Raw genomic sequence first — 25468 nt, forward strand, 5'->3', positions numbered from 1 at the left:
CGACGATGTCGGGCTTTTTTTTAGAAGTCCACCGGGGCTTTAAACGTCATCGCGTTACCGAAGGCCGGATGGGTGATGGTGAGCGTCTGCGCGTGCAGCTGCAGACGTGGCGCTAAGGCCAGCGCTTCAGGCGGCGCGTAAAACCTGTCGCCCAGAATCGGATGACCCAGCGCAAGCATATGCACGCGCAGCTGGTGCGAGCGTCCGGTAATCGGCTTTAGCAGGACGCGCGCGGTATTATCCGGCGCGTACTCAAGCACTTCGTACTCGGTCTGCGCGGCCTTGCCGGTTTCATAACACACCTTCTGCTTTGGCCGGTTCGGCCAGTCGCAGATCAGCGGTAAATCCACCAGCCCTTCGGCCTGCGCCGGGTGACCCCAGACGCGGGCGACATACTGCTTCTTCGGCTCGCGCTCGCGGAACTGGCGCTTCAGCTCGCGTTCCGCCGCTTTGTTCAGCGCCACCACAATCACGCCGCTGGTCGCCATGTCCAGGCGATGGACAGACTCCGCCTGAGGATAATCGCGCTGAATGCGCGTCATCACGCTGTCTTTGTGCTCGTCCAGACGACCCGGCACGGACAACAGCCCGCTGGGCTTGTTGACCACCATAATGTGTTCATCCTGATACAGAATGACCAGCCAGGGATCCTGCGGCGGATTGTACGGCTCCATCACCATCTTGCGCTCCGGTTACTGATGCGTCACAACGATAAGACGCAGGGCATCCAGGCGCCAGCTAGCCTGATTGAGGCTTTCCAGCACCTGCTGACGGTTGCTTTCAATCGCTGCCAGTTCGTCGTCACGGATGTTAGGGTTCACGGCCTTCAACGCTTCCAGACGCGACAGCTCAGCAGAAAGTTTCTCGTCGGCTTCCGCGCGCGCGGCATCAATCAGCGCTCTGGCCGCTTTCTCAATCTGGGTTTCGCCCTGTTGCAGAATAGCGTGCACGTCCTGCTGGACCGCGTTAACCAGCTTGCTGCCGGTATGGCGGTTCACCGCGCTCAGCTGTCGGTTGAAGCTCTCGAATTCAACCTGTCCCGCCAGGTTCGTACCGTTTTTGTCCAGCAGCAGGCGGACAGGCGTTGGCGGCAGGAAGCGGTTGAGCTGCAGCTGTTTCGGCGCCTGCGCTTCCACAACGTAGATCAGCTCCAGCAGCAGGGTACCCACCGGCAGCGCCTTGTTCTTCAACAGGGAGATGGTGCTGCTGCCGGTATCGCCGGAGAGGATCAGGTCCAGACCGTTGCGGATCAGCGGGTGTTCCCAGGTGATAAACTGGGCATCTTCGCGGGACAGCGCCACATCGCGCTCGAAGGTGATGGTACAGCCATCTTCCGGCAGGCCCGGGAAATCCGGAACCAGCATGTGATCGGACGGGGTCAGGACAATCAGGTTCTCGCCGCGGTCGTCCTGGTTAATGCCGACGATGTCGAACAGGTTCATGGAGAAGCTGATCAGACTGGTGTCATCATCTTGTTCTTCAATGCTTTCGGCAAGCGCCTGCGCTTTTTCACCGCCGTTGGAGTGGATCTCAAGCAGGCGGTCGCGGCCCTGTTCCAGCTGCGCTTTTAGCGCGTCGTGCTTCTCACGACAGGACTTAATCAGATCGTCAAAGCCGTCGGTGTTTTCCGGCGCGGCCAGGTAGCCGATCAGATCGCCATGCACCTGATCGTAAATGGTGCGGCCCGTCGGGCAGGTATGTTCAAACGCGTCCAGACCTTCGTGGAACCAGCGCACCAGCACGGACTGGGCCGTTTTTTCCAGATACGGCACGTGGATCTGAATATCATGGGCCTGACCGATACGGTCCAGACGGCCGATACGCTGCTCCAGCAGATCGGGGTTAAACGGCAGATCGAACATCACCAGGTTGCTGGCGAACTGGAAGTTACGGCCTTCAGAACCGATTTCAGAGCAAAGCATAACCTGAGCGCCGCTGTCCTCTTCGGCAAACCACGCCGAGGCGCGGTCGCGTTCAACGATGGACATGCCTTCGTGGAACACGGCGGCGCGAATGCCTTCGCGCTCGCGCAGGACCTGCTCCAGCTGCAGCGCGGTGGCCGCCTTGGCGCAGATCACCAGCACCTTCTGGGAACGGTGCGCGGTCAGGTAGCCCATCAGCCACTCTACGCGCGGATCGAAGTTCCACCAGGTGCCGGTATCGCCTTCAAATTCCTGGTAGATTTGTTCCGGGTAGAGCATGTCGCGAGCGCGCTCTTCCTGCGTTTTGCGCGCGCCCATAATGCCGGAGACTTTAATCGCCGTCTGATATTGCGTCGGCAGCGGCAGCTTGATGGTGTGCAGCTCGCGTTTCGGGAAGCCTTTGACGCCGTTACGGGTGTTACGGAACAGGACGCGGCTGGTGCCGTGGCGATCCATCAGCATGTCGATCAGTTCTTTGCGCGCGGATTCCGCGTTCTCGCTGTCGCTGTTAGCGGCCTGCAAAAGCGGCTCGATATCCTGCTCGCCAATCAGATCGCTCAGGGTGTTGAGTTCGTCATCAGAAAGACGCTTGCCCGCCAGCAGCAGCGCGACGGCATCCGCCACCGGACGGTAATTATTCTGTTCTTCCACAAATTGCCCGAAGTCGTGGAAACGGTTTGGATCGAGCAGGCGCAGACGGGCGAAGTGGCTTTCCAGACCCAGCTGTTCCGGCGTTGCGGTCAGCAGCAGGACGCCAGGCACGCGCTCGGCAAGCTGCTCGATAGCCATATATTCGCGGCTCGGCGCGTCTTCGCTCCAGACCAGGTGGTGCGCTTCGTCGACCACCATCAGATCCCACTCGGCATCGCACAGGTGCTCAAGACGCTGCTTGCTGCGGCGCACGAAGTCCAGGGAACAGATCACCAGCTGTTCGGTTTCAAACGGGTTGTCCGCATCATGCTGCGCCTCGGCATAGCGTTCGTCGTCGAACAGGGAGAAACGCAGGTTAAAGCGGCGCAGCATTTCAACCAGCCACTGGTGCTGCAGGGTTTCTGGCACCACAATCAGCACGCGTTCGGCAGCGCCGGAAAGCAGCTGTTGATGCAGTATCATGCCCGCTTCAATGGTTTTACCCAGCCCCACCTCATCTGCCAGCAGCACGCGCGGCGCGTGACGACGGCCCACGTCATGGGCGATGTTCAGCTGGTGGGGGATCAGGCTGGTGCGCTGGCCGCGCAGACCGCTCCACGGCATGCGGTACTGTTCACTCTGGAACTTACGCGCGCGATAGCGCAGGGAGAAGCGATCCATACGGTCGATTTGCCCGGCAAACAGGCGGTCCTGCGGCTTGCTGAACACCAGCTTGCTGTCGAGCAACACTTCACGCAGGATGACATTTGACTCGTCGGTGTCCAGGCGAGTCCCGATGTAGGCGAGCAGTCCATTCTCTTCTTTTACGTCTTCAATCTTGAGCTGCCAGCCGTCATGGCTGGTCACGGTGTCACCCGGATTAAACATCACGCGGGTTACAGGGGAGTCATTGCGAGCGTACAGACGGTTTTCACCGGTGGCAGGGAAGAGGAGGGTAACCATACGCGTATCGATTGCTACGACGGTTCCTAATCCAAGTTCGCTTTCTGTATCGCTGATCCAGCGTTGACCAAGTGTAAAAGGCATAGTTGTTCGGCTCTAATCTTTAATTGCAGGCAATAGTTCGACTACCGTCAGAAAAAACGGTCATCGAAAAATGGGTCCGGGAATGGAAAGGGCGCTATGGTACTGGATGGCAGCCATTTCGTCACGCGTCAAAATAGGCCAAGTTGCCCTGTAACCAGTGTAGCAAAATCATCGTCGATGAAGGGCAAAATTCCGTCGGCAACCGGCTGAAGCTGACGCGTCAGATAGTGTTCATAATCCAGAGGCGAGTGCTGATAATCCACAGGTTCCGGGCCGTTAATCGTCCAGACGTATTTGATGGTCCCCCGGTTCTGATACTGCGGCGCGCGGCCGCGGCGGACGTTTTCTTCATCCGCCAGGCGCGCGGCGCGGACGTGCGGAGGAACGTTACGCTGGTACTCCGCCAGCGGACGGCGCAGACGCTTGCGGTACACCAGCTGCGCGTCAAGTTCGCCCGCCATCAGGCTGGCTATCGTCTCGCGCACGTAGTCCTGATACGGCTCATTGCGGAACACCCGCAGATAAAGCGTCTGCTGGAACTGCTGCGCCAGCGGCGTCCAGTCGGTACGTACCGTCTCCAGCCCTTTGAAGACCATCCGCTGCGCGTCGCCTTCCTGAATCAGCCCGGCGTAGCGCTTCTTGCTGCCCTGATCGGTACCGCGAATGGTGGGCATTAAAAAGCGGGCAAAATGGGTTTCAAATTCCAGCTCCAGCGCGCTGGTTAAGCGCGCTTTCTGCAGATGTTCCTGCCACCAGTTGTTCACGAAGGCAACCAGCGCTTTGCCGATTTGCGCGGCGTCTTCTTCTGAATGAGTGCCCTTAAGCCATACAAAGGTGGAGTCCGTGTCGCCGTAGATGACGTCATAGCCCCGGGACTCAATCAGCGCTTTAGTCTGGCGCATGATCTCGTGTCCGCGCATGGTGATCGACGACGCCAGCCGCGGGTCAAAGAAGCGGCAGGCGCTGGTGCCCAGCACGCCGTAAAAGGCGTTCATGATGATTTTCAGCGCCTGCGATAGCGGCTTGTTGCCGTGGCGCTTGGCCTCATCTCGGCCGTGCCAGATGTTTCCCACTATCTCAGGCAGACAGTGTTTTTCCCGCGAGAAGCGTGCGCCGAGGAAGCCTTCGGTGCTGTGTTCATCATCCGGCTGGGCCAGGCCTTCCACCAGCCCGACGGGGTCGATCAGGAAGGTGCGAATTATCGACGGGTAGAGGCTTTTGTAGTCCAGCACCAGAACGGAGTCATACAATCCTGGCCGGGAGTCCATGACATATCCGCCGGGGCTGGCCTGCGGCGGCACGTCCCCAAGGTTGGGGGCGACGTATCCTGCCCGGTGCATCCGCGGAAAATAGAGGTGGCTGAAAGCCGCCACGGAGCCGCCGTGTCTGTCAGCTGCCAGGCCGTTCACCGTCGCGCGCTCCAGCAGGAACGGCATAATCTCGGTTTTATGGAATATCTGCGTGACCAGCTCGCAGTCTTTCAGGTTATAGGTGGCGAGCGCCGGTTTGTCTTCGTTAAAGCGCCGGTCGATCTCGTCCATTCTGTCCCAGGGGTTGTCGATGGATTTACCTTCACCAAGCAGCTCCTGCGCCACCGCTTCGAGGGAGAATGAAGAGAAGTTCCAGAAGGCGGATTTCAGCGCCTCAATGCCGTCGATAATCAGGCGACCGTTCGCCTGTGCGAAGAAGACGCCGTTCTTAAAACCGTGCTCGCGCCATTCCAGCTCGCTGTTGCCGCGACCGAGCATCAGCGGAATGCGGTAACGCTCGGCGTGCTTTTGCAGCACGCGCAGATCGAACTGCACCACGTTCCAGCCGATCAGGACGTCGGGATCGTAGTCGGCAAACCACTGGTTAAGCTTTTCCAGCAGCTGCGGGCGGCTGCTGACGTACTCAAGCCGGAAATCCAGCGCGGAGGCATTACCATTCGGCGGCCCGAGCATATAGACAACCCGATCGCCGCAGCCTTCCAGACCGATGCAGTACAGTTCGCCGTGGCGGGTGGTTTCGATATCCAGTGATACCCACTTCAGCGGCGGGCGGTAGTGCGGGTTCGGCTTCAGCCGCGCATTAACGAGGCTGCCGTTATGCGCGGTGCCGTCCACCCAGACGGGCGCGGTAATAAACCGCTCCATCAGAAAGCGTTCCGGTGGGCGGATATCCGCTTCGTAGAGCGTCACGTCTGCTTCGCGCAGCAGTTTTTCATAGCGCATCAGCTGACGATGGGCGCGACAGTAGAGGCCGTAAACCGGCTGACGGTGGAAATCTTTCAGCTCAAGCGGAGTGATGCGCCAGCCGTTTTCGCCGCGCAGCAGCTCTTTCACTTTTTCGACGTGAGCTTCCGGAATAAAAGCCACGGATTCCTGCGGGGGGAGCGTCACGTGCAGCGGACCGTTGTCCGTCGCCAGCCAGAACGCGACCTCGGTGCCCTGAGGGGTATCCCGCCAGTGTCGGGTCAGTAAAAAGCCTTCTTGCACCTGCGCCACGCCGTTATCCCAGAAAACAAAACCAGGCCTGATTATAGCCTGGTTAAGATTTTAATGCTGGGTTTATATACAGTTTACTGCCCGTAGTAGGCCTTCGCGCCGTGTTTGCGCAGGTAATGCTTATCCAGCAGGGTTTGCTGCATATCCGGCAGCTGCGGCGCCAGCTGGCGACAGAAGATCCCCATATAGGCGATCTCTTCGAGTACGATGGCGTTATGCACCGCGTCTTCTGCGTTTTTCCCCCAGGCAAACGGGCCGTGGGAGTGCACCAGCACGCCGGGCATTTGCGCCGCGTCGATTCCCCGTTTTTCGAAGGTTTCAACGATCACGTTGCCGGTTTCCCACTCATACTCGCCGTTGATTTCTGCATCGGTCATCAGACGCGTGCAGGGAATAGTGCCGTAAAAGTAATCCGCGTGGGTGGTGCCGGTCGCCGGGATGGACTGGCCCGCCTGCGCCCAGATGGTGGCATGGCGTGAATGGGTATGCACGATACCGCCGATGGTCGGGAATGAGCGGTACAGCAGGCGGTGGGTCGGCGTATCGGAGGACGGTTTTTTGTTTCCTTCCACCACTTCACCTGTTTCGATGCTGACAACGACCATATCGTCTGCGGTCATTACCGAGTAATCGACGCCGGAAGGCTTGATCACGAACACGCCTTTTTCGCGGTCAACGGCGCTGACGTTGCCCCAGGTCAGGGTCACCAGATTATGTTTCGGCAGCGCCAGGTTGGCTTCGAGCACCTGGCGTTTGAGCTCTTCTAACATTGTTGTCTCCAGTGCCGGATGGCGCTTCGCTTATCCGGCCTACAGGATCGTAGGCCCGGTAAACGCGGCGCCACCGGGCATTCCGTGCTTTAGCGTTTTGAACCGTAATAGACTTCGTTCCAGCGCAGCGCGTCCTTGAAGGCGGGCAGGCGGGTATCGTTATCAATGACGGTCAGCTCGATATCATGCAGCTCGGCGAACTGACGCATGTCGTTCAGATCCAGCGCGTGGCTGAAGACGGTATGGTGCGCGCCGCCGGCCAGGATCCAGGCTTCTGACGCGGTCGGCAGATCTGGCTGTGCTTTCCACAGGGCGTTGGCGACCGGCAGTTTCGGCAGGGAGTGTGGCGTTTCAACCGCATCGACGCAGTTCACCAGCAGGCGGAAACGATCGCCGAGATCGATCAGGCTGGCGTTGATGGCCGGGCCCGTGCGGGTGTTGAAGATCAGACGCGCCGGATCGGCTTTACCGCCAATACCGAGGTACTGCACGTCCAGGATCGGTTTTTCCTCTACCGCGATGGAAGGGCAGACTTCCAGCATGTGTGAGCCGAGCACCAGATCGTTGCCGTTTTCGAAGTGGTAGGTGTAGTCCTCCATAAAGGAGGTGCCGCCCTGCAGACCGGTCGACATCACCTTCATGATGCGAAGCAGAGCGGCAGTTTTCCAGTCGCCTTCGCCCGCAAAGCCGTAGCCCTGCTGCATCAGGCGTTGTACTGCCAGACCCGGCAGTTGTTTCAGACCGTGGAGATCTTCAAAGGTGGTGGTAAAGGCGTGGAAACCGCCCTGTTCCAGGAAGCGCTTCATGCCCAGCTCGATGCGCGCCGCGTCCAGCACGTTCTGGCGCTTGTCGCCGTTGATTTGTGCCGCAGGCGTCAGGCGGTAGCTGCTTTCGTATTCGTCCACCAGCGCGCTCACGTCGCCATCGCTGATTTCATTCACCACCTGCACCAGGTCGCCCACGGCCCAGGTATTCACGGAGAAGCCGAACTTGATCTGCGCGGCCACTTTGTCGCCGTCGGTGACCGCTACTTCACGCATGTTGTCGCCGAAACGCACCACTTTCAGGTGGCGGGTATCCTGCTTAGAGACTGCCTGGCGCATCCAGGAGCCGATACGTTGTTGCGCTTTGCCATCCTGCCAGTGGCCAGTCACGACCGCATGCTGCTGACGCATACGCGCGCCGATGAAGCCGAACTCGCGGCCGCCGTGCGCGGTCTGGTTCAGGTTCATAAAGTCCATGTCGATGCTGTCCCACGGCAGGGAGGCGTTGAACTGGGTGTGGAACTGCAGCAGCGGTTTGTTCAGGATAGACAGGCCGTTGATCCACATTTTTGCGGGGGAGAAGGTGTGCAGCCACACCACCAGACCGGCGCATTTATCGTCGTAGTTGGCGTCGCGGCAGATGTGAGTGATTTCGTCCGGCGTTGTGCCCAGGGGTTTCAGCACCAGTTTGCACGGCAGCTTGGCTTCCGCATTCAGCGCGTTAACGACGTGCTCCGCGTGTTTTGTCACCTGCTGCAGCGCTTCCGGTCCGTACAGATGCTGGCTGCCAATCACAAACCACACTTCATAGTTATTAAAAATGGTCATCATCGTGTCCTTAATGGGTCAGGGTTGCCGTAGTGTCCGCGGCGCTTTTGGTCGGGGCGGCGACAGGGAGATAGTGAAGTTCGGCGCTTTTTGCCCATTGCTGGTAGCGCTGATAAAGCTGTTCAAAGCGTTGTGCCTGCTGGGCACGCGGCTGGAGCGTATTTTCGACAGCGCTCGCCATATGCTGCTGCGCGGTCGGGATATCCGCATGGACCCCTGCGGCCACGGCGGCGAAAATCGCCGCGCCCAGCGCGCAGCACTGATCGGAGGCCACAATCTGCAGCGGACGGTTCAGCACGTCGCAGCAGGCCTGCATGATCACCGGGTTTTTACGGGCAATACCGCCCAGCGCCATCACGTTATTCACGTCGATGCCCTGCCCGGTGAAGCACTCCATAATCGCGCGGGCGCCGAAGGCCGTTGCGGCAATCAGGCCGCCGAACAGCGCAGGCGCGTCGGTTGCCAGGTTGAGATCCGCGATCACCCCTTTCAGACGCTGGTTGGCGAACGGCGTACGACGGCCGTTAAACCAGTCCAGCACCACCGGGAGGTGATCGAGAGACGGATTTTTTGCCCAGGCTTCGGTGAGCTGCGGCAGGAGCTGCTTTTTGCTCTCGGCTATCTGTGTTTTCAGTTCAGGATGCGCCGCCGCCAGCTGGTCTAGCGGCCAGCCCAGCACGCGGCCAAACCAGGCGTAGATATCACCAAACGCGGACTGACCGGCTTCCAGGCCGATGAAGTCCGGCACCACGCTGCCGTCAACCTGCCCGCAGATGCCTTTTACCGCGCGGTCGCCGACGGTGGCTTTATCCGCCGTCAGGATGTCGCAGGTGGAAGTCCCGATGACTTTGACCAGCGTGTTTGGCTGTGCGCCCGCGCCCACGGCGCCCATATGGCAGTCAAAGGCGCCGCCGGAGATCGCCACGTTTCGCGGCAGGCCGAGGCGCGTCGCCCACTCTTCGCAGAGGGTGCCGACGGGAATATCGGCGGTGAAGGTGTCGGTAAACAGCGGGTATGACAGGCTCTTGTTGACGATCGGGTCGAGCTCATCAAAGAACGCGGCCGGAGGCAGGCCGCCCCAGCTTTCATGCCACAGGGATTTATGCCCGGCGCTGCAGCGGCCGCGGCGGATATCCTGCGGGCGCGTGGTGCCGGAGAGCAGGGCAGGCACCCAGTCGCATAGCTCAATCCATGACGCCGCTGCCTGTGCGACAGACGCGTCCGCGCGGGTGACGTGCAGGATCTTGGCCCAGAACCACTCGCTGGAGTAAATCCCGCCGATATAACGTGAGTAGTCCGTTTTGCCCGGCTGATGGCATAAGCGGGTGATGGCTTCGGCCTCTTCCACGGCGGTATGGTCTTTCCACAGCACGAACATGGCGTTCGGGTTGTCGGCAAACTCCGGGCGCAGCGCCAGCACGCGGCCTTCGGCATCGACAGGGGCAGGCGTAGAGCCGGTGCTGTCGACGCCAATCCCCACAACATCGGCCCGCTGGGCGTCGGTCAGGTCCGCCAGAACGGTTTTGAGCGCCGCTTCCATCGACTCGATGTAGTCCCGCGGGTGGTGACGGAACTGGTTGTTTGGCGCATCGCAGTAGCGCCCCTCTTGCCAGCGCGGATACCACTCAACGCTGGTTGCTATCTCCTGGCCGGACGTACAGTCCACTGCCAGCGCGCGAACTGAATCGCTGCCAAAATCGAGGCCAATCGCAATTGCCATGGTGTTGCTCCATCGAAAAAACAGGTATGGAAGAACATTAGAGACTGGGGACAAAAGTCGTCAGGCAGGATCCGCTAATCTTATGGACTAAATTGCTGTTACGACGGAAAGTGTGACGCCGTGCAAATATTCAATGTGGACATTTCTGCCGCACTTATAGACACTTTTGTTACTGGTTATCTGTCTGCTCTGGCGGAGAAATCAGGGGGAAAGGCTGAAACATGGCGGACGTAAAAGCGGCGTGATGCTTTTTGGATCTTTTCGCGGGCCATTTTTAACCTGCATTTAGTGATATGGACAATTGGTTTCCTTCAGGACCCTTGGGAGAACTGAATCTATGGCCGAAACGCAGAACGATCCCCTGCTGCCGGGATACTCGTTTAACGCGCACCTTGTGGCGGGGCTGACCCCTATCGAGGCTGAGGGATATCTCGACTTTTACGTCGACCGACCGCTCGGAATGAAAGGGTATATCCTCAACCTGACCGTGCGGGGGGAAGGGATCATCAAGAACGGTGACCAGCAGTTCGTCTGCCGCCCGGGGGATATCCTGCTGTTCCCGCCGGGGGAGATCCACCACTATGGCCGTCATCCGGATGCCAAAGAGTGGTATCACCAGTGGGTCTACTTCCGTCCGCGCGCCTACTGGCAGGAGTGGCTTTCCTGGCCGGCTATTTTTGCACACACCGGGTTTTATCGCCCGGATGAGGTGCATCTGGCGCAGTTTCGCGAGCTTTTTGCGCAGATTATCGAGGCGGGGCAGGCTGGTGGACGCTATGCCGAACTGCTGGCGATAAACCTCCTTGAACAGCTGCTGCTGCGGCGGATGGAGGCGATTAACGCGTCGCTTAACCCACCGCTGGATAACCGCGTGCGCGACGCCTGCCAGTACATCAGCGACCACCTGGCCGATAGCCAGTTTGATATTGCCAGCGTCGCCCAGCACGTCTGCCTGTCGCCGTCGCGGCTGTCGCACCTGTTCCGCCAGCAGCTTGGCGTCAGCGTGTTGAGCTGGCGCGAGGATCAGCGCATCAGCCAGGCGAAGCTGCTGCTCAGCACCACCCGGATGCCCATCGCCACCGTGGGGCGCAACGTGGGCTTTGAGGATCAGCTCTATTTCTCCCGCGTATTTAAAAAATGCACCGGTGCCAGCCCCAGTGAATTCCGCGCGGGATGTGAATAAACGGTAAAAAAAGATAAACAAACAGGTGAATGCGGGAAGCAACCTGTAAACTATTCAGACAATTGTTGCCTTGACGCGGTGCGGGGCGCTAAGCAGAATCGCTGATTCGTTTTCTGACCGGAATAGTTATGCAGGCATTGCTGGAACACTTTATTACCCAGTCCGTTATGTACTCGCTCATCGCCGTGGCGCTGGTGGCGTTTCTGGAATCGCTGGCCCTTGTCGGGTTAATTCTGCCCGGCACCGTGATGATGGCGGGGCTTGGGGCGCTGATCGGCAGCGGTGAGGTCAATTTCTGGCAGGCATGGCTGGCCGGGATTATCGGCTGTCTGCTGGGGGACTGGATCTCCTTCTGGCTGGGCTGGCGCTTTAAGAAGCCGCTGCACCGCTGGTCGTTCATGAAAAAGAACAAAGCGTTGCTGGATAAAACCGAGCATGCGCTGCACCAGCACAGCATGTTTACCATCCTCGTGGGCCGCTTTGTTGGGCCAACGCGTCCGCTGGTGCCGATGGTGGCCGGGATGCTGGATCTCCCCGTCGCGAAGTTTGTGGTGCCGAACATCATCGGCTGCGTCTTTTGGCCGCCGTTCTATTTCCTGCCGGGGATCCTGGCGGGCGCGGCCATCGATATTCCTGACGGTATGCAAAGCGGTGAGTTCAAGTGGCTGCTGCTGGGCACGGCGGTGCTGCTGTGGCTGGCGGTCTGGCTCTGCTGGCGGCTGTGGCGCAGCGCGAAAGCGAGCGTCGATCGCCTGACGCGCTATCTTCCGCGCTCTCGTCTTTTGTGGCTGGCCCCGCTGACGCTGGGTGTAGCTGCGGTAGCCCTTGTCGCGCTGATTCGTCACCCGCTGATGCCGGTGTACGGTGAGATTTTATTAAAAGTGGTCAGTCGTTAAGGACTATTGCCCTCTCCCAGTGGGAGAGGGCCAGGGTGATGGCATCAGACCGCACGAATGCCCAACAGTGAAGACGCCCCCGCTTGACCACTGAGCAGCTCTTCCGTCTTCCCATCCCACGCAATTCGCCCTTCTGCAACGACCACCGATCTCGGCGCAATCCGTGCTGCATCCTCAATACTGTGCGAAACCATCAGCATCGTAAGCTGCTGACGCTGGCAGACCTCCTGCACCAGGGCGAGCATCTCCTGACGCAGCGCGGGATCGAGCGCCGAGAAGGGCTCATCCAGCAGCAGCAGCGGCTGCTCGCGCACCAGACAACGCGCCAGCGCCACGCGCTGACGCTGGCCGCCGGAGAGCTCGCCCGGCAGCCTGTCGATGAATTCGGTGATCCCCATCTGTCCGGCAATCACTTCAAGTTTTTCGCGTTGGGCATCGTTCAGCCTGAGCCCCGGATGCATTCCCAGCGCGATGTTTTGCCGCACCGTCAGATGGGTGAAGAGGTTGTTTTCCTGAAACAGCATCGACACAGGACGTTTAGCCGGAGGGGCGTTGGTGAAATCACGATTATCGATGGCTATCGACCCGCTGGCAGGTTGCAGAAAACCGGCGATCAAATTGAGCAAGGTGCTTTTCCCGGCACCGCTTGGGCCAAGCACCGCAATCCGCTCGCCCTGCTGAACGGAGAGCGTGAAGCGCATCGGCAGATGCTGATAGAGCCAGGTTACATCAGTCAGTTTTAACATCTCGCCCCGGGAGTTTTTCGATAACGGTAAATAAGGCAAAGCACAGCAGCAGCAGTAACAGCGCGGTGACCGCGCCGTCCTGACTGCGGTAAGAGCCGATTTGCTGATAAAGCCAGTACGGCAGCGTGCGGAAATCGTCATTGCCGAACAGCGCCACGACGCCAAAGTCTCCAATAGAGAGCACGCAGGCAAACGCCAGCGCCTGCGCCAGCGGGCGTTTTAGCGCGCGCAGTTCGACTACCTTCAGCCGCTGCCAGCCTTGCATGCCCAGCGACTGACACAGCAAATCGTAGCGGCTGTTGACGTCGCGCATCGGGTTTTCCAGCACCTTAAGCGCGTAGGGGATGGCCATTAAGGCGTTGGTGAAAATCACAATGCCATCGGCCCTTTCCGGCATGCCGAAGGTGCTGTTAAACAGTAAAAAGAAGCCCGTTGCCAGCACGATGCCCGGCATCGCCAGGATCAGCATGCCCGTCAGCTCCAGCATTTGTCCGGCTTTTTGCGCCTGGCGGGCGTAGAGCTCACGGCTGCTCCACAGCAGCATCATGGTCAGGAGGACGCACAGTAATCCGGCAGCCAGCGCGATACGCAGCGAGGTCCAGGTGGCCTGCCAGAGAACGGGCTGTTGCAGGACTGCCATGAGATTGAGGTTCAGTCCGTCAACGATAACGGCCATCAGCGGCGGCAGCAGAAGCAGGAGCGCCAGCGCGATCAGGATAAAATCGGTAACGCGGCTGTGCAGGCTGTCCTGCGGATCGCGCCAGCCGGTTATTTGATTACTGCCCGCGGGAATGGCTTTACTCAGCCGCTGGCTCAAAAGGACCAGCACAAGGCAGCACGCCATCTGCACCATCGCCAGCAGCGCGGCGCGACCGGGATCGTAGTCGTAACTCAGCGCCTGGTAAATCGCCAGCTCAATAGTGGTGGCCTGCGGCCCGCCGCCGAGCGACAGCACGGTGGCAAAGCTGGCAAAGCAGAGCATAAAGATTAACGCCGCGACGGGCGGGATCTGGCGGCGCAGCCACGGCCATTCGACAAAGCGGAAGAACGACACGCCGCGCATGCCGAGCTGGGCAGCAACCTGGCGCTGCTCGCCGGGAATGTTCTCCAGCGCCTGCAAGAAGAGGCGCGTTGCCATCGGCATATTGAAAAACACGTGCGCGAGCAGAATGCCCTGCAGTCCGTAAGGAGAGAATGACCATTCCAGACCAAGCTGGCCGAACAGCGAAGCCAGCCAGCCCTGGCGACCGTAAACGCTGAGGATACCAAATACCGCCACCAGCACGGGCAGGATCAGCGTCATGGCGCACAGGCGCAGCAGTGCCAGCCTGCCGGGAAAACGCCGCCGATACAGGGCGCGCGCCAGAAAAATGGCCGGGATCGCCGACAGCAGGGCTGAAAGGGACGCCTGCCAGAAGGAGAACCGGATAACGTGCCAGAGGTAGCTGTCGTGCCAGAGGGCGAGCAGGTCGCTCTCTGGCGCGTTAAACCACAGTGCAAGAAAAGCCCCCAGGCTGACCGCCACCATCACTGTGGCGGCGAGCAGCCCGGGAAGTAACCAGCCGGGAATCAACGGCTGACGGCGCGTTGCCATTCACTTACCCATGCTGCACGCTGCGCGGCGACCTGCTGCGGCGTAAACTCCAGCGAGGTGTTTGGTTTGGTCAGCTGCTCGAAACCTGCGGGCAGCGCAACGTTCGTAACCGGATACATCCAGTTGCCTGCGGGAATCGCATTCTGGAACGCCGGTGAAACCATAAACTTCAGGAACTTCTCGGCCAGCTCCGGCTGTTTGCTGGCAGCGGTACGCGCGGCCACTTCCACCTGCAGATAGTGCCCTTCAGCAAAATTAGCGGCAGCGTAGTTATCTTTCTTCTCGGCGATAATGTGGTAGGCCGGAGAGGTGGTGTAGCTCAGCACCAGGTCGCTTTCGCCTTTGAGGAACAGGCCGTAGGCTTCGCTCCAGCCTTTGGTGACGGTGACGGTTTTAGCGGCCAGTTTCTGCCACGCCTCCGGCGCTTTATCCCCATAAACCTTTTGCATCCACAGCAGCAGGCCCAGGCCTGGCGTACTGGTGCGCGGATCTTCATAAATCACGCGCCATTTCTGGTCACTTTCCACCAGCTCTTTCAGGCTCTTCGGCGGGTTTTTCAGCTTATTTTTGTCGTAAACAAAAGCAAAGTAGCCATAGTCGAACGGCACAAAGGTGTCGTTTTTCCAGCCGCCCGGCACGTTAACGGCATTTGCCGCTACGCCGCTTTTGGCAAACAGTTTGGTTTGCGAGGCGGCTTCCAGCAGGTTGTTATCCAGCCCGAGCACCACGTCGGCCTTGCTGTTTTTCCCTTCCATACGCAGACGGTTGAGCAGCGACACGCCATCTTCCAGAGCCACGAACTTCAGCTCGCAGTTACAGTCCGCTTCAAAGGCTTTTTTAACCACCGGGCCAGGGCCCCAGTCGGCAGAGAAGGAGTCATAGGTGTAGACCGTCAGGACGGGCTTCGCAAAAGCAGGCAGCGCAAACAGCGCCAGCAGGGGAAGAACTTTTTTTAACACTTTGCACCTCAAGGTTGAGTGGCAAAGGATTTTGAGCGACAGCCTCAAATCCCTTCGCCGGCGTTATCCGGATCAGGTTCGACGGGTATTATCTCAGCGCACATCTGTGATGCAGCACCCCGTTGAGAACGGCGCTATTGTAATGATTTGGTGAATATTACGAAAGCGTTATGGCTCCGGGGGCGCAAACCAGGCGGATTTAAAATCAAACCAGCCCAGGGTGTTCATCCGCAGGCCGCGCATGCTGCGCTGGCCCTGGATCATCAGCCAGTGGTGGATCAGCGGGACGATCGCCTGCTCGGCCAGCAGCTGCTGGCACCAAACGGCAAGGTTCATCTCGCCCGATCGCCACAGGGCGGCGTCCTGCTGCCAGTCCCGATCGATGCAGTGCTGGATCAGCGGTACTTCATACAGATGTGAAAATAATGAAAAATCGAGCGGCAGGGTAAAATTAGCGCTGTTGAGCCAGATATCGCTGGCGATCTCTCCCTGATGCCATTCGTCATAGTCCACTTCTCTTACCTCTAACTTGACCCCCTCGGCTGCCAGCAAGCGGGTCATGATCCTCGCGATAAAACGATGCTCCACGTGCTCGCGGTAGTAGGTCAGGGTGATGGACTCCAGCCCTGCGGGTTTGTCGCAGTGCGACGGCCGGGCGTGGTGCCAGCGCGGAAGCAGACCGTAGGCCGGAAACCAGTATGTCTGGTACTGCTCTTCCGCATGGTAGATCAGATTGGAAGGGGACAGCACGTGGCTGATCCACTTGCGGACGCCCTGGTTTGCCCCGCGGTGGGTGCGGCGGTCAAACAGGAGATAGTAGCATCCTTCCTCCAGGCGGCTCTCCACGGCCTTTTCTCCGGTGGTGGGGCCTTCAAGCGTCAGACCGCAGCTCAGGTCTTCATTGAGATCAGGCAATACCCACACGTTCACTTCGTCGATCAGCGCCCGATAGCCAAAGTAGTCATCGAACGCGCGGATTTTCAGCTGGTTGCTGTTATTGCGGGACACGGCGTAGGGCCCGGTGCCAATTGGCAGGCTGGCAAAATTGTTCATCGATTCCCACTCGCCGGGCAAAATCATCGACGGTACATAGCCCAGCAGCCAGGGAAGCCACTTGTCCTGCTGCGACAGCTCAATGTCCAGCGTCCAGGCCGTGGGGGAATGGATGCGCGAAATATGCGAGTAGAGCGGCAGCCTGCGGGCGCGTTCCAGAGAGGCGATGACGTCGTGCATTTCCAGCTCGCGGCCGTGGTGAAAGTGGATGCCGGGGCGTAAGAAGAAGCGCCAGTGGCGCGGGGAAAGCTGCTGCCAGTGATGGGCAATATCCGCCTCCAGTTCCCCGTTTTCCTCATTTATGCGCGTCAGGCCGCTGAAGATTTGTCGGGCCATGTGGGTTTCCGAGCGGCGTAACGCCGTGCCGGGCAAAAGATTTTTCATCGGACGGTAGTAGAGCACCCGCAGAATGTGTCGGCCCTGACGAAAGCTGCGTCCGAGATGGGAGACCAGCATCTGGCGCACGGCGGCCTTGTCGCCCACCAGCTGGACCAGCTGATCGATGCGGTCCTGTTCGAGCAGATCTTCTGCGCGCTGCTGCTGCAACGCCAGTCCGGTATACAGGAAGGTCAGTCGCGAGCGTTTGCCGCGTCCCGCTTCCGCTTCCCAGCTTAACCACCCCTGCTGCTGCATGGTGTTGAGCAGCGTGCGCATATGGCGGCGGGAACAGCTAAGCAGGTCCGCCAGCTCGTTGAGCGTGGTCTCCTGCGATTGCCCCTCGCAGCACTGCCAGAGGCGGATAAACTGTTGTTGCAGACGACCGGAAGGCATAAAAGGGGAACTCCTGACAAAAAACCAGCAATTTATTTATCCCTATATTAGGCCAATAATTCTCCTCGATGAAGCGAGGAGGTAAATTATGAAGAGGTCTACCGCACGTCAGTTTTATCAGCAGTACTTTTCAGCGACAAAAGGATCGTCCTGGCTGGCCCGCCGGTGTGCAGAGCAACGGCTGAAAACGTTAGAAGAATTGATGCAGTGGGACGTTACGACACCGACCTCTTCCCGCTAACTCGCCTCGATCATGTGTGACTGAGTATTGGTGCTTATCACCCGCCAGCAAAATGTTTTTGCTGGCTTTTTTCGTTTACTATTCACCCAATTTCGATTCGCTTTCACAAGGACTTGCGCATGCTGTGGTTGATGACGATGGGGCGACGCCTGAACGGCGTGTATGCCGCTTTTATGCTGGTGGCCTTTATGATGGGCGTGGCGGGGGCGCTTCAGGCGCCGACGCTGAGCCTGTTTCTCAGCCGCGAGGTAGGGGCGCAGCCGTTTTGGGTCGGCCTGTTTTATACCGTCAACGCCATTGCCGGGATCCTGGTCAGCCTCGCGCTGGCGAAACGATCGGACAGTCAGGGCGATCGCCGCAGGCTAATCCTCTTTTGCTGCGCCATGGCCGTGGGCAACGCGCTGCTCTTTGCCTTCAATCGTCATTATCTGACGCTCATTACCTGCGGCGTGCTGCTGGCGTCGCTGGCGAACACCGCTATGCCGCAGCTGTTCGCCCTGGCCCGTGAATATGCGGATAACTCCGCGCGGGAAGTGGTGATGTTCAGCTCGGTGATGCGTGCCCAGCTCTCGCTGGCGTGGGTCATTGGTCCGCCGCTGGCCTTTATGCTGGCGTTGAACTATGGCTTTACCACCATGTTCTCCATTGCGGCAGGGATTTTTGTCATCAGCCTGGCGCTGATAGCCTTCGCACTGCCGTCCGTGGCCCGCGTCGAACAGGCGACGGATAAACCTGTTACCCAGGTGAGCGGCTGGCAGGACAAGAACGTCCGCATGTTGTTTATTGCCTCGACGCTGATGTGGACCTGCAACACCATGTACATTATTGATATGCCGCTGTGGATCAGCAGCGATCTGGGCTTACCGGACAAGCTCGCGGGGATCTTGATGGGAACCGCTGCCGGGCTGGAAATTCCGGCGATGATTCTGGCGGGCTATTACGTTAAGCGCTTTGGAAAGCGTCGGATGATGATCGTCGCCGTGGCGGCCGGGGTACTGTTCTACGCGGGGTTGATCCTTTTCCATTCGCGTGAAGCGTTGCTGGCGCTGCAGCTGTTTAACGCCGTGTTTATAGGAATTGTTGCCGGGATCGGCATGCTCTGGTTCCAGGATCTGATGCCCGGCCGTGCAGGCTCGGCAACGACGCTTTTTACCAACAGTATTTCAACCGGCGTGATCCTGGCGGGCGTGATTCAGGGGGCGCTAGCGCAAAGCTATGGCCATGCGTCGGTCTACTGGATGATTGCGGCGCTATCCGTCGTGACGCTCCTGCTGACCTGCCGCGTAAAAGACGTGTGATCGGATGAATGAAACGGAGCCCGGGAGCGCCGGGCTCTGCGAAGCGTTTTATTCGGAATACTGATATTTACGCTGCGCGCGTAGCGTCAGGTACATATGAACGAGTCCCATGAAGCCGTGTGCCCAGAAATATGTCTCAATAAAAACTGTCAGGAATTTATGCAAATCTAAGACGGATTCCGTGACGGACGAAACCGGCCCAAGCGTGGCGTTCAGCACGAACCAGGCCGCGCCGCAAAGTGCAACGCCCAGCAGCGCCAGCACACCCAGACCTTGCACCGTTGCCGCCATACCGCCAGCATGCGCGTCAGGTAACTGACGCTGCGCGAGGGTGCGAATATCTTCAACGATTCCACGAAAATCCAGCGCCAGCCAGGCGTAGTAATACTTAAATCCGCGTTGGGTTAACATCCATGCCATCATGGCAATACCACAAAAAATTAAACCAAACCCTGAGATAACATGGATCCAGGTGACAATTCCGTTCAGTCCGGATTCGTGGAGGGCCTCGCTTTCGGTGAAATTAGAATTGATAATTTGGGCCAGCACCAGTATGGCTACAAGAATGTGCAGTACGCGAAGAAAAGGTGTTTCTTTATGGGGAAGCGTATTACGTAGCGTTGGGTTCATCGCTTTTTACCTCAATAATGAGAGAGCTGATGCGATGCAGTGTGACGCAGATTAATTAACGAAACCTTAACGATGAGTAGCGTCACACTGTATTTATGCGTTCCGATTAGCGAGCAGGATCAATATGCGTCATCACGTTCAGCACATTGAATTTTTGCATCACGTTGTTTCTGGCATTGACGGCAATCTGATGCCCTTCTTTTACGCTTAATTCGCCGTTCACTTCCAGATGGACATCGACAAGGGCTAAATCGCCCATCTTGCGGGTTTTTAAATCATGGAGTCCGGTGACGCCTTCGGTTGAGAGAAGACACGTTTTGATATCGTGCTCCAGTTCGGGTTCAAGCGAACGGTCCATCAGATCGTGCAGGGCATCGGCAGAGAATTTGTAACCCATATGGGCGATGAACACTCCGACAATCAGGGCCGCAATCAGGTCCATAGCGTGAAAGCCCACTAAATTCCCGGCAATACCGATGGCGACAACCACTGACGACGCTGCGTCAGAACGGGCATGCCAGGCATTGGCTATCAGCAGCGAGGACTGAATACGTTTTCCCGTGGCAAACATGTATCTGAACAGACTCTCCTTCACCACCAGCGCCAGTATCGCCACCCACAAAGCGGCCCCTTTCACCACCTGATGCGTCTCGGGATTAAGCAGTTTATTGCCAGCGGACCAGAGCATCCCGACCCCCACGAGCAGCAGAATAGCGCCAATAATAAGCTTTGCACCGTTTTCGAAACGCAGATGACCGTAATGATGATCGATATCAGAGGCTTTCTGACTCTTTTTATTCGCAATCAGAACGACAAAGTCAGAAGATAAATCGGAAAGAGAATGAATCCCATCAGCAATTAATCCCTGTGAACCGGAGAATATTCCTGCAACTATCTGAAAGCAAGTGAGTAAAATATTTATTATCACGCTTACTAATGTGCATTTGTGTATTTCCCGAGAACGGATGTGAGACTCATTGCCATTTTTCTTTTCCATGATGATTTCCGCTACCAACTGATTGAGCGATTATTCTGCGCAGGAAACATTAAATTGACGTTAAATATAATGTCATTATTGGCTGGGTTTGGGAATATTTACAGAAGGAGGGCGGGTATTGGGATAAAACGCGGCCTGCAGAGTGCACTGCAGGCCGGAGGATTACTTCATAAATGCAGGTTGTTTGTTTTCGTAAGTGGCAATCGCCGCTTCGTGCTGGAGAGTTAAACCTATGCTGTCCAGACCGTTCAGCATGCAGTGACGGCGGAACGCATCAATGCTGAAGCTGTAGGTTTTATCCCCGGCTTTCACCACTTCCGCTTCCAGATCCACTTCAAACGAAATACCCGGATTCGCCTTAACCAGCGCGAACAACTCATCGACCTGTTCATCGCTCAGCGTCACCGGCAGCAGCTGGTTGTTGAAGCTGTTACCGTAAAAAATATCCGCGAAGCTTGGGGCGATGACCACTTTGAAGCCGTAATCGGTGAGCGCCCACGGGGCGTGTTCGCGGGATGAGCCGCAGCCAAAGTTTTCTCGGGCCAGTAAAATGGAGGCGCCTTTGTACTCAGGGAAGTTCAGAACGAATTCCGGATTAGGCACTTCGCCTTTGTCGTCCAGGAAACGCCAGTCGTTGAACAGGTGCGCGCCAAAGCCGGTACGCGTCACCTTCTGCAGAAATTGTTTCGGAATAATAGCGTCAGTATCGACGTTAGCGGCGTCCAGCGGGACAACCCGGCCCGTATGTTGGGTAAATTTCTCTGCCATGATTGTCTCCTTATTTCAGGCTGCGAATATCGGCGAAATGGCCGGTGACTGCCGCAGCGGCGGCCATTGCCGGGCTGACCAGATGGGTACGCCCACCGCGGCCCTGACGGCCTTCAAAGTTACGGTTGCTGGTGGAGGCGCAGCGCTCACCCGGATTCAGGCGATCGTTATTCATGGCCAGACACATGGAGCAGCCAGGCAGGCGCCACTCGAAGCCCGCTTCGATAAAGATCTTATCCAGACCTTCGGCTTCCGCCTGGGCTTTCACCGGACCAGAGCCTGGAACCACCAGCGCCTGCACGCCCGGCGCGACTTTACGGCCTTTGGCAATCTCTGCCGCCGCGCGCAAATCTTCGATGCGGGAGTTAGTGCAAGAACCGATAAAGACTTTATCAATGGTCACGTCGGTCAACGGCACGCCGGGCTTCAGCCCCATATAGGCCAGCGCTTTTTCCGCACTGGCGCGCTCGACCGGATCGGCAAAGGAAGCAGGATCTGGAATAGAGTCGTTGACGGAAATCACCTGACCCGGGTTGGTCCCCCAGGTCACCTGCGGCGCAATCTCTTCTGCCTGCAGCGTGACAACGGTATCAAACGTTGCCCCATCGTCGGTTTTCAGGGTTTTCCAGTATGCTACCGCGTCGTCAAAATCCTGACCTTTTGGCGCGTGCAGACGGCCCTTCACATAGTTGAAGGTCGTTTCATCTGGCGCGACCAGACCGGCTTTGGCGCCCATCTCAATGGCCATGTTGCACAGGGTCATGCGCCCCTCCATGCTCAGCGCCTGGATAGCGTCTCCGCAGAACTCAACGACGTGGCCTGTACCGCCTGCGCTGCCGGTTTTACCGATAATCGCCAGCACGATATCTTTCGCGGTAATGCCAGGTGCCGCTTTGCCCTTCACTTCAATCTTCATCGTTTTGGCACGGCCCTGCTTCAGGGTCTGCGTCGCCAGAACGTGTTCAACCTCTGAGGTGCCAATCCCGAACGCCAGAGCGCCAAACGCGCCGTGTGTCGCGGTATGGGAATCACCGCAGACGATGGTCATGCCAGGCAAGGTGATCCCTTGCTCAGGCCCCATCACGTGGACGATGCCCTGATAAGGATGGTTCAGGTCGTACAGCTCAACGCCAAAATCGTTACAGTTCTTAATCAGCTCCTGCATCTGGATACGCGCCATCTCACCCGAGGCATTAATGTCTTTGGTCTGGGTGGAAACGTTGTGATCCATCGTTGCGAAGGTTTTACCCGGCTGACGTACCGGACGCTTGTGCGCGCGCAGGCCGTCAAATGCCTGAGGAGAGGTCACTTCGTGTACCAGATGACGGTCAATGTACAGCAGCGGGGTTTCGTTTGGTGCCTCGTAAACAACGTGCGCATCAAACAACTTTTCATATAACGTCTTAGCCATGATTACACCCCTTCAGCGACATAGCGGGCAATGATGTCGCCCATTTCATCGGTACTGACTGCCGCCGTGCCGCGTGCTAAATCGCCGGTACGGACGCCTTCTTCTAACGCCCGGTTAATGGCGTGTTCAATTGCGGTTGCTGCATCGTCTGCATCCAGGCTGTAGCGCAGCAGCAGGGCCAGGGAGAGGATCTGCGCAATCGGGTTAGCGATGTTTTTACCCGCGATATCCGGCGCGGAGCCGCCCGCAGGCTCGTACAGACCAAAGCCTTCTTCATTCAGGCTTGCGGATGGCAGCATCCCCATGGAGCCGGTGATCATTGCGCACTCGTCAGAGAGAATATCGCCGAACAGGTTGGAGCACAGCAGCACGTCAAACTGGGACGGATCTTTAATCAGCTGCATGGTCGCGTTGTCGATGTACATGTGCGACAGCGCTACATCCGGATACTGTTTAGCGACTTCACTGACGATCTCGCGCCACAGAATGGAAGACTGCAGCACGTTCGCTTTGTCAATTGAGGTCACTTTATGGCGGCGCTTACGCGCAGACTCAAAGGCGATATGGGCGATACGTTCAATTTCGAAACGGTGATACACCTCGGTGTCGAAAGCTTTTTCATGCTGACCGCTGCCTTCGCGCCCTTTTGGCTGACCAAAATAGATCCCGCCGGTCAGTTCACGCACGCACAGAATGTCGAAACCGTTGGCGGCGATATCCGCGCGCAGCGGGCAGAACTCTTCCAGACCCTGATACAGCTTAGCCGGACGCAGGTTGCTGAACAGCTTGAAGTGTTTACGCAGCGGCAGCAGCGCGCCGCGCTCTGGCTGCTCTGCTGGCGGCAGGTGTTCCCATTTCGGGCCACCGACGGAACCAAACAGCACGGCATCGGCATTTTCACAGCCTTCCACGGTCGCTTTCGGCAGCGGTGTACCGTGGTTATCAATCGCAATACCACCCACGTCGTAGTGGCTGGTGGTGATTTTCATCGCAAAACGCGCGCGAACGGCTTCCAGTACTTTCAGCGCCTGTGCCATCACTTCCGGGCCAATACCGTCACCCGGCAACACAGCAATATGGTAATTCTTCGACATTACACGGTTTCCTTGTTGTTCTCTTTATTCTGAGCTTTGCGTTGCAACTCTTTTTCGACTTCGGCGGCGCGCCAGATGTTGTTCAGAACATGCACCATCGCCTTCGCGGAGGATTCAACGATATCTGTCGCCAGGCCCACGCCATGGAAGCGGCGGCCGTTGTAATTAACCACGATATCTACCTGACCCAGCGCATCTTTGCCGTGGCCCTTGGCCGTCAGGTCATATTTGACCAGCTCAACGTCGTACTCGGTGACGCGATTAATCGCCTGGTAAATCGCATCGACAGGGCCGTTACCGTTAGCTGCCTCTGCTTTAATTTCATCTCCGCAGGCCAGCTTGACCGAGGCGGTAGCGATGTCGCTGGACCCGGACTGCACGTTGAAGTAATCCAGACGGAAGTGCTCCGGCTCTTCCTGCTGTTTGTTGATAAAGGCCAGTGCTTCCAGGTCGTAGTCGAAGACCTGGCCTTTTTTGTCGGCCAGCTTCAGGAACGCGTCATACAGCTGATCCATGTTGTAATCGCTGTCCTTATAACCCATCTCTTCCATACGGTGCTTAACCGCCGCACGGCCGGAACGGGAGGTCAGGTTCAACTGGACCTGGTTCAGGCCAATGGATTCCGGGGTCATGATTTCGTAGTTTTCACGGTTCTTCAGCACGCCATCCTGGTGAATACCGGAGGAGTGTGCGAAGGCGCCAGTGCCGACAATCGCTTTGTTGGCCGGAATGGGCATGTTGCAAATCTGGCTGACGGTCTGGCTGGTGCGCCAGATTTCGTTGTGATTGATGCGGGTGTGCACGTTCATGATGTCTTTGCGTACTTTGATCGCCATGATCACTTCTTCCAGCGAACAGTTGCCCGCACGTTCGCCGATGCCGTTCATCGCGCCTTCAACCTGACGCGCCCCGGCGTGGACGGCGGCGATGGCATTACCCACGGCCAGACCCAAATCATCGTGGGTGTGGACGGAGATAATTGCCTTATCAATATTTGGTACGCGGTCATACAGGCCGGTGATGATGTTGGAGAACTCAAACGGCATGGTGTAGCCGACGGTGTCCGGAATGTTGATGGTTTTGGCACCAGCATTGATGGCGGCTTCGACGACGCGCGCCAGGTCTTCGATTGGCGTACGGCCCGCATCTTCACAGGAGAATTCAACGTCATCGGTATAGTTGCGTGCGCGCTTAACCATGTAAACCGCGCGCTCAATCACCTCATCCAGCGTGCTGCGCAGCTTGGTTGCGATGTGCATGGGCGAGGTCGCAATAAAGGTGTGGATACGGAACGCTTCGGCCACCTTCAATGACTCGGCGGCAACGTCGATATCTTTCTCTACGCAGCGCGCCAGGGCACATACGCGGCTGTTTTTAATGGTGCGGGCGATAGTCTGGACGGATTCGAAATCACCCGGAGACGAGACAGGGAAACCGACCTCCATCACGTCGACACCCATACGTTCGAGAGCCAGCGCGATCTGCAGTTTCTCTTTAACACTCAGGCTTGCCTGTAATGCCTGTTCACCGTCACGTAAAGTAGTATCGAAAATAATGACTTGCTGGCTCATGGGTTAGGTCCTTGTCAGTCTTAGGGCGCCTTGCTACGAGCATAAAAAAACCCGCGCAGTGGCGCGGGTTTTTAGTCTTACTGGTGACG

The 25468-nt window shown here is 57.8% G+C and carries 20 protein-coding genes and 1 riboswitch; of the genes, 4 read left to right on the forward strand and 16 right to left on the reverse strand.

Annotated features, from left to right (window positions below; translation table 11 throughout):
* Nucleotides 1–20 precede the first annotated feature (20 nt).
* The 6 genes from rluA to araB form a co-directional block, all read right to left on the reverse strand.
* Nucleotides 21–680, reverse strand: a complete 660-nt coding sequence (gene rluA, locus ACW9E7_RS02220) for a bifunctional tRNA pseudouridine(32) synthase/23S rRNA pseudouridine(746) synthase RluA (RefSeq protein WP_008502014.1) — start codon at nucleotides 678–680, stop codon at nucleotides 21–23.
* A 12-nt stretch (nucleotides 681–692) separates the two neighbouring features.
* Nucleotides 693–3599: an RNA polymerase-associated protein RapA gene (rapA, locus tag ACW9E7_RS02225; protein ID WP_458727190.1), complete on the reverse strand. Its 2907-nt coding sequence runs from the start codon at nucleotides 3597–3599 to the stop codon at nucleotides 693–695.
* A gap of 128 nt (nucleotides 3600–3727) precedes the next feature.
* Complete coding sequence (gene polB, locus ACW9E7_RS02230; RefSeq protein WP_127729586.1) at nucleotides 3728–6085, reverse strand: DNA polymerase II; 2358 nt, start codon at nucleotides 6083–6085, stop codon at nucleotides 3728–3730.
* Nucleotides 6086–6159: 74 nt separating this feature from the next.
* The gene (araD, locus tag ACW9E7_RS02235) at nucleotides 6160–6855 is read right to left on the reverse strand and encodes an L-ribulose-5-phosphate 4-epimerase (protein ID WP_133293763.1); all 696 of its coding nucleotides are present in this window, start codon (nucleotides 6853–6855) and stop codon (nucleotides 6160–6162) included.
* An 89-nt stretch (nucleotides 6856–6944) separates the two neighbouring features.
* Entirely contained in the window at nucleotides 6945–8447 is a 1503-nt protein-coding gene (araA, locus tag ACW9E7_RS02240; protein WP_032649842.1) for an L-arabinose isomerase, read from the reverse strand.
* 10 nt (nucleotides 8448–8457) lie between these two features.
* On the reverse strand, nucleotides 8458–10167 hold the full coding sequence (gene araB, locus ACW9E7_RS02245) for a ribulokinase (protein WP_458727191.1): 1710 nt from the start codon (nucleotides 10165–10167) through the stop codon (nucleotides 8458–8460).
* Nucleotides 10168–10504: 337 nt separating this feature from the next.
* Between araB and araC the strand changes: the two genes are divergently transcribed.
* Both araC and ACW9E7_RS02255 read left to right on the forward strand, forming a co-directional pair.
* Nucleotides 10505–11350 carry an arabinose operon transcriptional regulator AraC gene (gene araC, locus ACW9E7_RS02250; protein WP_023293301.1) on the forward strand — a complete coding sequence of 282 codons (846 nt, stop codon included), beginning with the start codon at nucleotides 10505–10507 and terminating at the stop codon, nucleotides 11348–11350.
* Between the two features lie 128 nt (nucleotides 11351–11478).
* Nucleotides 11479–12246, forward strand: coding sequence for a DedA family protein (locus ACW9E7_RS02255; protein WP_458727192.1), 768 nt, complete (start codon nucleotides 11479–11481; stop codon nucleotides 12244–12246).
* A gap of 44 nt (nucleotides 12247–12290) precedes the next feature.
* Here the strand turns inward: ACW9E7_RS02255 and thiQ are convergent, their stop codons facing one another.
* From thiQ to sgrR, 4 genes are all read right to left on the reverse strand, one after another.
* The gene (gene thiQ, locus ACW9E7_RS02260) at nucleotides 12291–12992 is read right to left on the reverse strand and encodes a thiamine ABC transporter ATP-binding protein ThiQ (RefSeq protein ID WP_111964055.1); all 702 of its coding nucleotides are present in this window, start codon (nucleotides 12990–12992) and stop codon (nucleotides 12291–12293) included.
* On the reverse strand, nucleotides 12976–14586 hold the full coding sequence (gene thiP, locus ACW9E7_RS02265) for a thiamine/thiamine pyrophosphate ABC transporter permease ThiP (RefSeq protein ID WP_458727193.1): 1611 nt from the start codon (nucleotides 14584–14586) through the stop codon (nucleotides 12976–12978). The genes thiQ and thiP overlap by 17 nt, the downstream gene beginning before the upstream one ends.
* Nucleotides 14562–15545: a thiamine ABC transporter substrate binding subunit gene (gene thiB / locus ACW9E7_RS02270; RefSeq protein WP_458727194.1), complete on the reverse strand. Its 984-nt coding sequence runs from the start codon at nucleotides 15543–15545 to the stop codon at nucleotides 14562–14564. The genes thiP and thiB overlap by 25 nt, the downstream gene beginning before the upstream one ends.
* 31 nt (nucleotides 15546–15576) lie before the next feature.
* A riboswitch (TPP riboswitch) is annotated at nucleotides 15577–15677 on the reverse strand.
* Between the two features lie 36 nt (nucleotides 15678–15713).
* The gene (sgrR, locus tag ACW9E7_RS02275) at nucleotides 15714–17369 is read right to left on the reverse strand and encodes an HTH-type transcriptional regulator SgrR (RefSeq protein WP_458727195.1); all 1656 of its coding nucleotides are present in this window, start codon (nucleotides 17367–17369) and stop codon (nucleotides 15714–15716) included.
* 88 nt (nucleotides 17370–17457) lie between these two features.
* Here sgrR and sgrT point away from each other — a divergent pair, with 88 nt between their 5' ends.
* Together sgrT and ACW9E7_RS02285 are read left to right on the forward strand one after the other, a co-directional pair.
* Nucleotides 17458–17610 carry a glucose uptake inhibitor SgrT gene (gene sgrT, locus ACW9E7_RS02280; protein WP_023334488.1) on the forward strand — a complete coding sequence of 51 codons (153 nt, stop codon included), beginning with the start codon at nucleotides 17458–17460 and terminating at the stop codon, nucleotides 17608–17610.
* Nucleotides 17611–17729: 119 nt separating this feature from the next.
* Complete coding sequence (locus ACW9E7_RS02285) at nucleotides 17730–18908, forward strand: sugar efflux transporter (RefSeq protein WP_133293771.1); 1179 nt, start codon at nucleotides 17730–17732, stop codon at nucleotides 18906–18908.
* Nucleotides 18909–18956: 48 nt separating this feature from the next.
* Here the strand turns inward: ACW9E7_RS02285 and ACW9E7_RS02290 are convergent, their stop codons facing one another.
* The 6 genes from ACW9E7_RS02290 to leuA all read right to left on the reverse strand — a co-directional run bounded on the left by ACW9E7_RS02290 (nucleotide 18957) and on the right by leuA (nucleotide 25379).
* Complete coding sequence (locus ACW9E7_RS02290) at nucleotides 18957–19538, reverse strand: cytochrome b/b6 domain-containing protein (protein WP_111964050.1); 582 nt, start codon at nucleotides 19536–19538, stop codon at nucleotides 18957–18959.
* A gap of 106 nt (nucleotides 19539–19644) precedes the next feature.
* The gene (locus ACW9E7_RS02295; protein WP_458727196.1) at nucleotides 19645–20535 is read right to left on the reverse strand and encodes a cation diffusion facilitator family transporter; all 891 of its coding nucleotides are present in this window, start codon (nucleotides 20533–20535) and stop codon (nucleotides 19645–19647) included.
* A 162-nt stretch (nucleotides 20536–20697) separates the two neighbouring features.
* Nucleotides 20698–21303: a 3-isopropylmalate dehydratase small subunit gene (gene leuD / locus ACW9E7_RS02300; RefSeq protein WP_029741219.1), complete on the reverse strand. Its 606-nt coding sequence runs from the start codon at nucleotides 21301–21303 to the stop codon at nucleotides 20698–20700.
* Nucleotides 21304–21313: 10 nt separating this feature from the next.
* A complete protein-coding gene (leuC, locus tag ACW9E7_RS02305) occupies nucleotides 21314–22714 on the reverse strand; it encodes a 3-isopropylmalate dehydratase large subunit (RefSeq protein WP_458727197.1) in 1401 nt (466 codons plus the stop codon).
* A 2-nt stretch (nucleotides 22715–22716) separates the two neighbouring features.
* Nucleotides 22717–23808, reverse strand: a complete 1092-nt coding sequence (gene leuB, locus ACW9E7_RS02310) for a 3-isopropylmalate dehydrogenase (RefSeq protein ID WP_111964047.1) — start codon at nucleotides 23806–23808, stop codon at nucleotides 22717–22719.
* Complete coding sequence (gene leuA, locus ACW9E7_RS02315) at nucleotides 23808–25379, reverse strand: 2-isopropylmalate synthase (RefSeq protein ID WP_133293776.1); 1572 nt, start codon at nucleotides 25377–25379, stop codon at nucleotides 23808–23810. Before leuA ends, leuB begins: the two co-directional genes overlap by 1 nt.
* Nucleotides 25380–25468: the final 89 nt, after the last annotated feature.

The organism is Enterobacter sp. H2G27 (genome assembly GCF_054403075.1).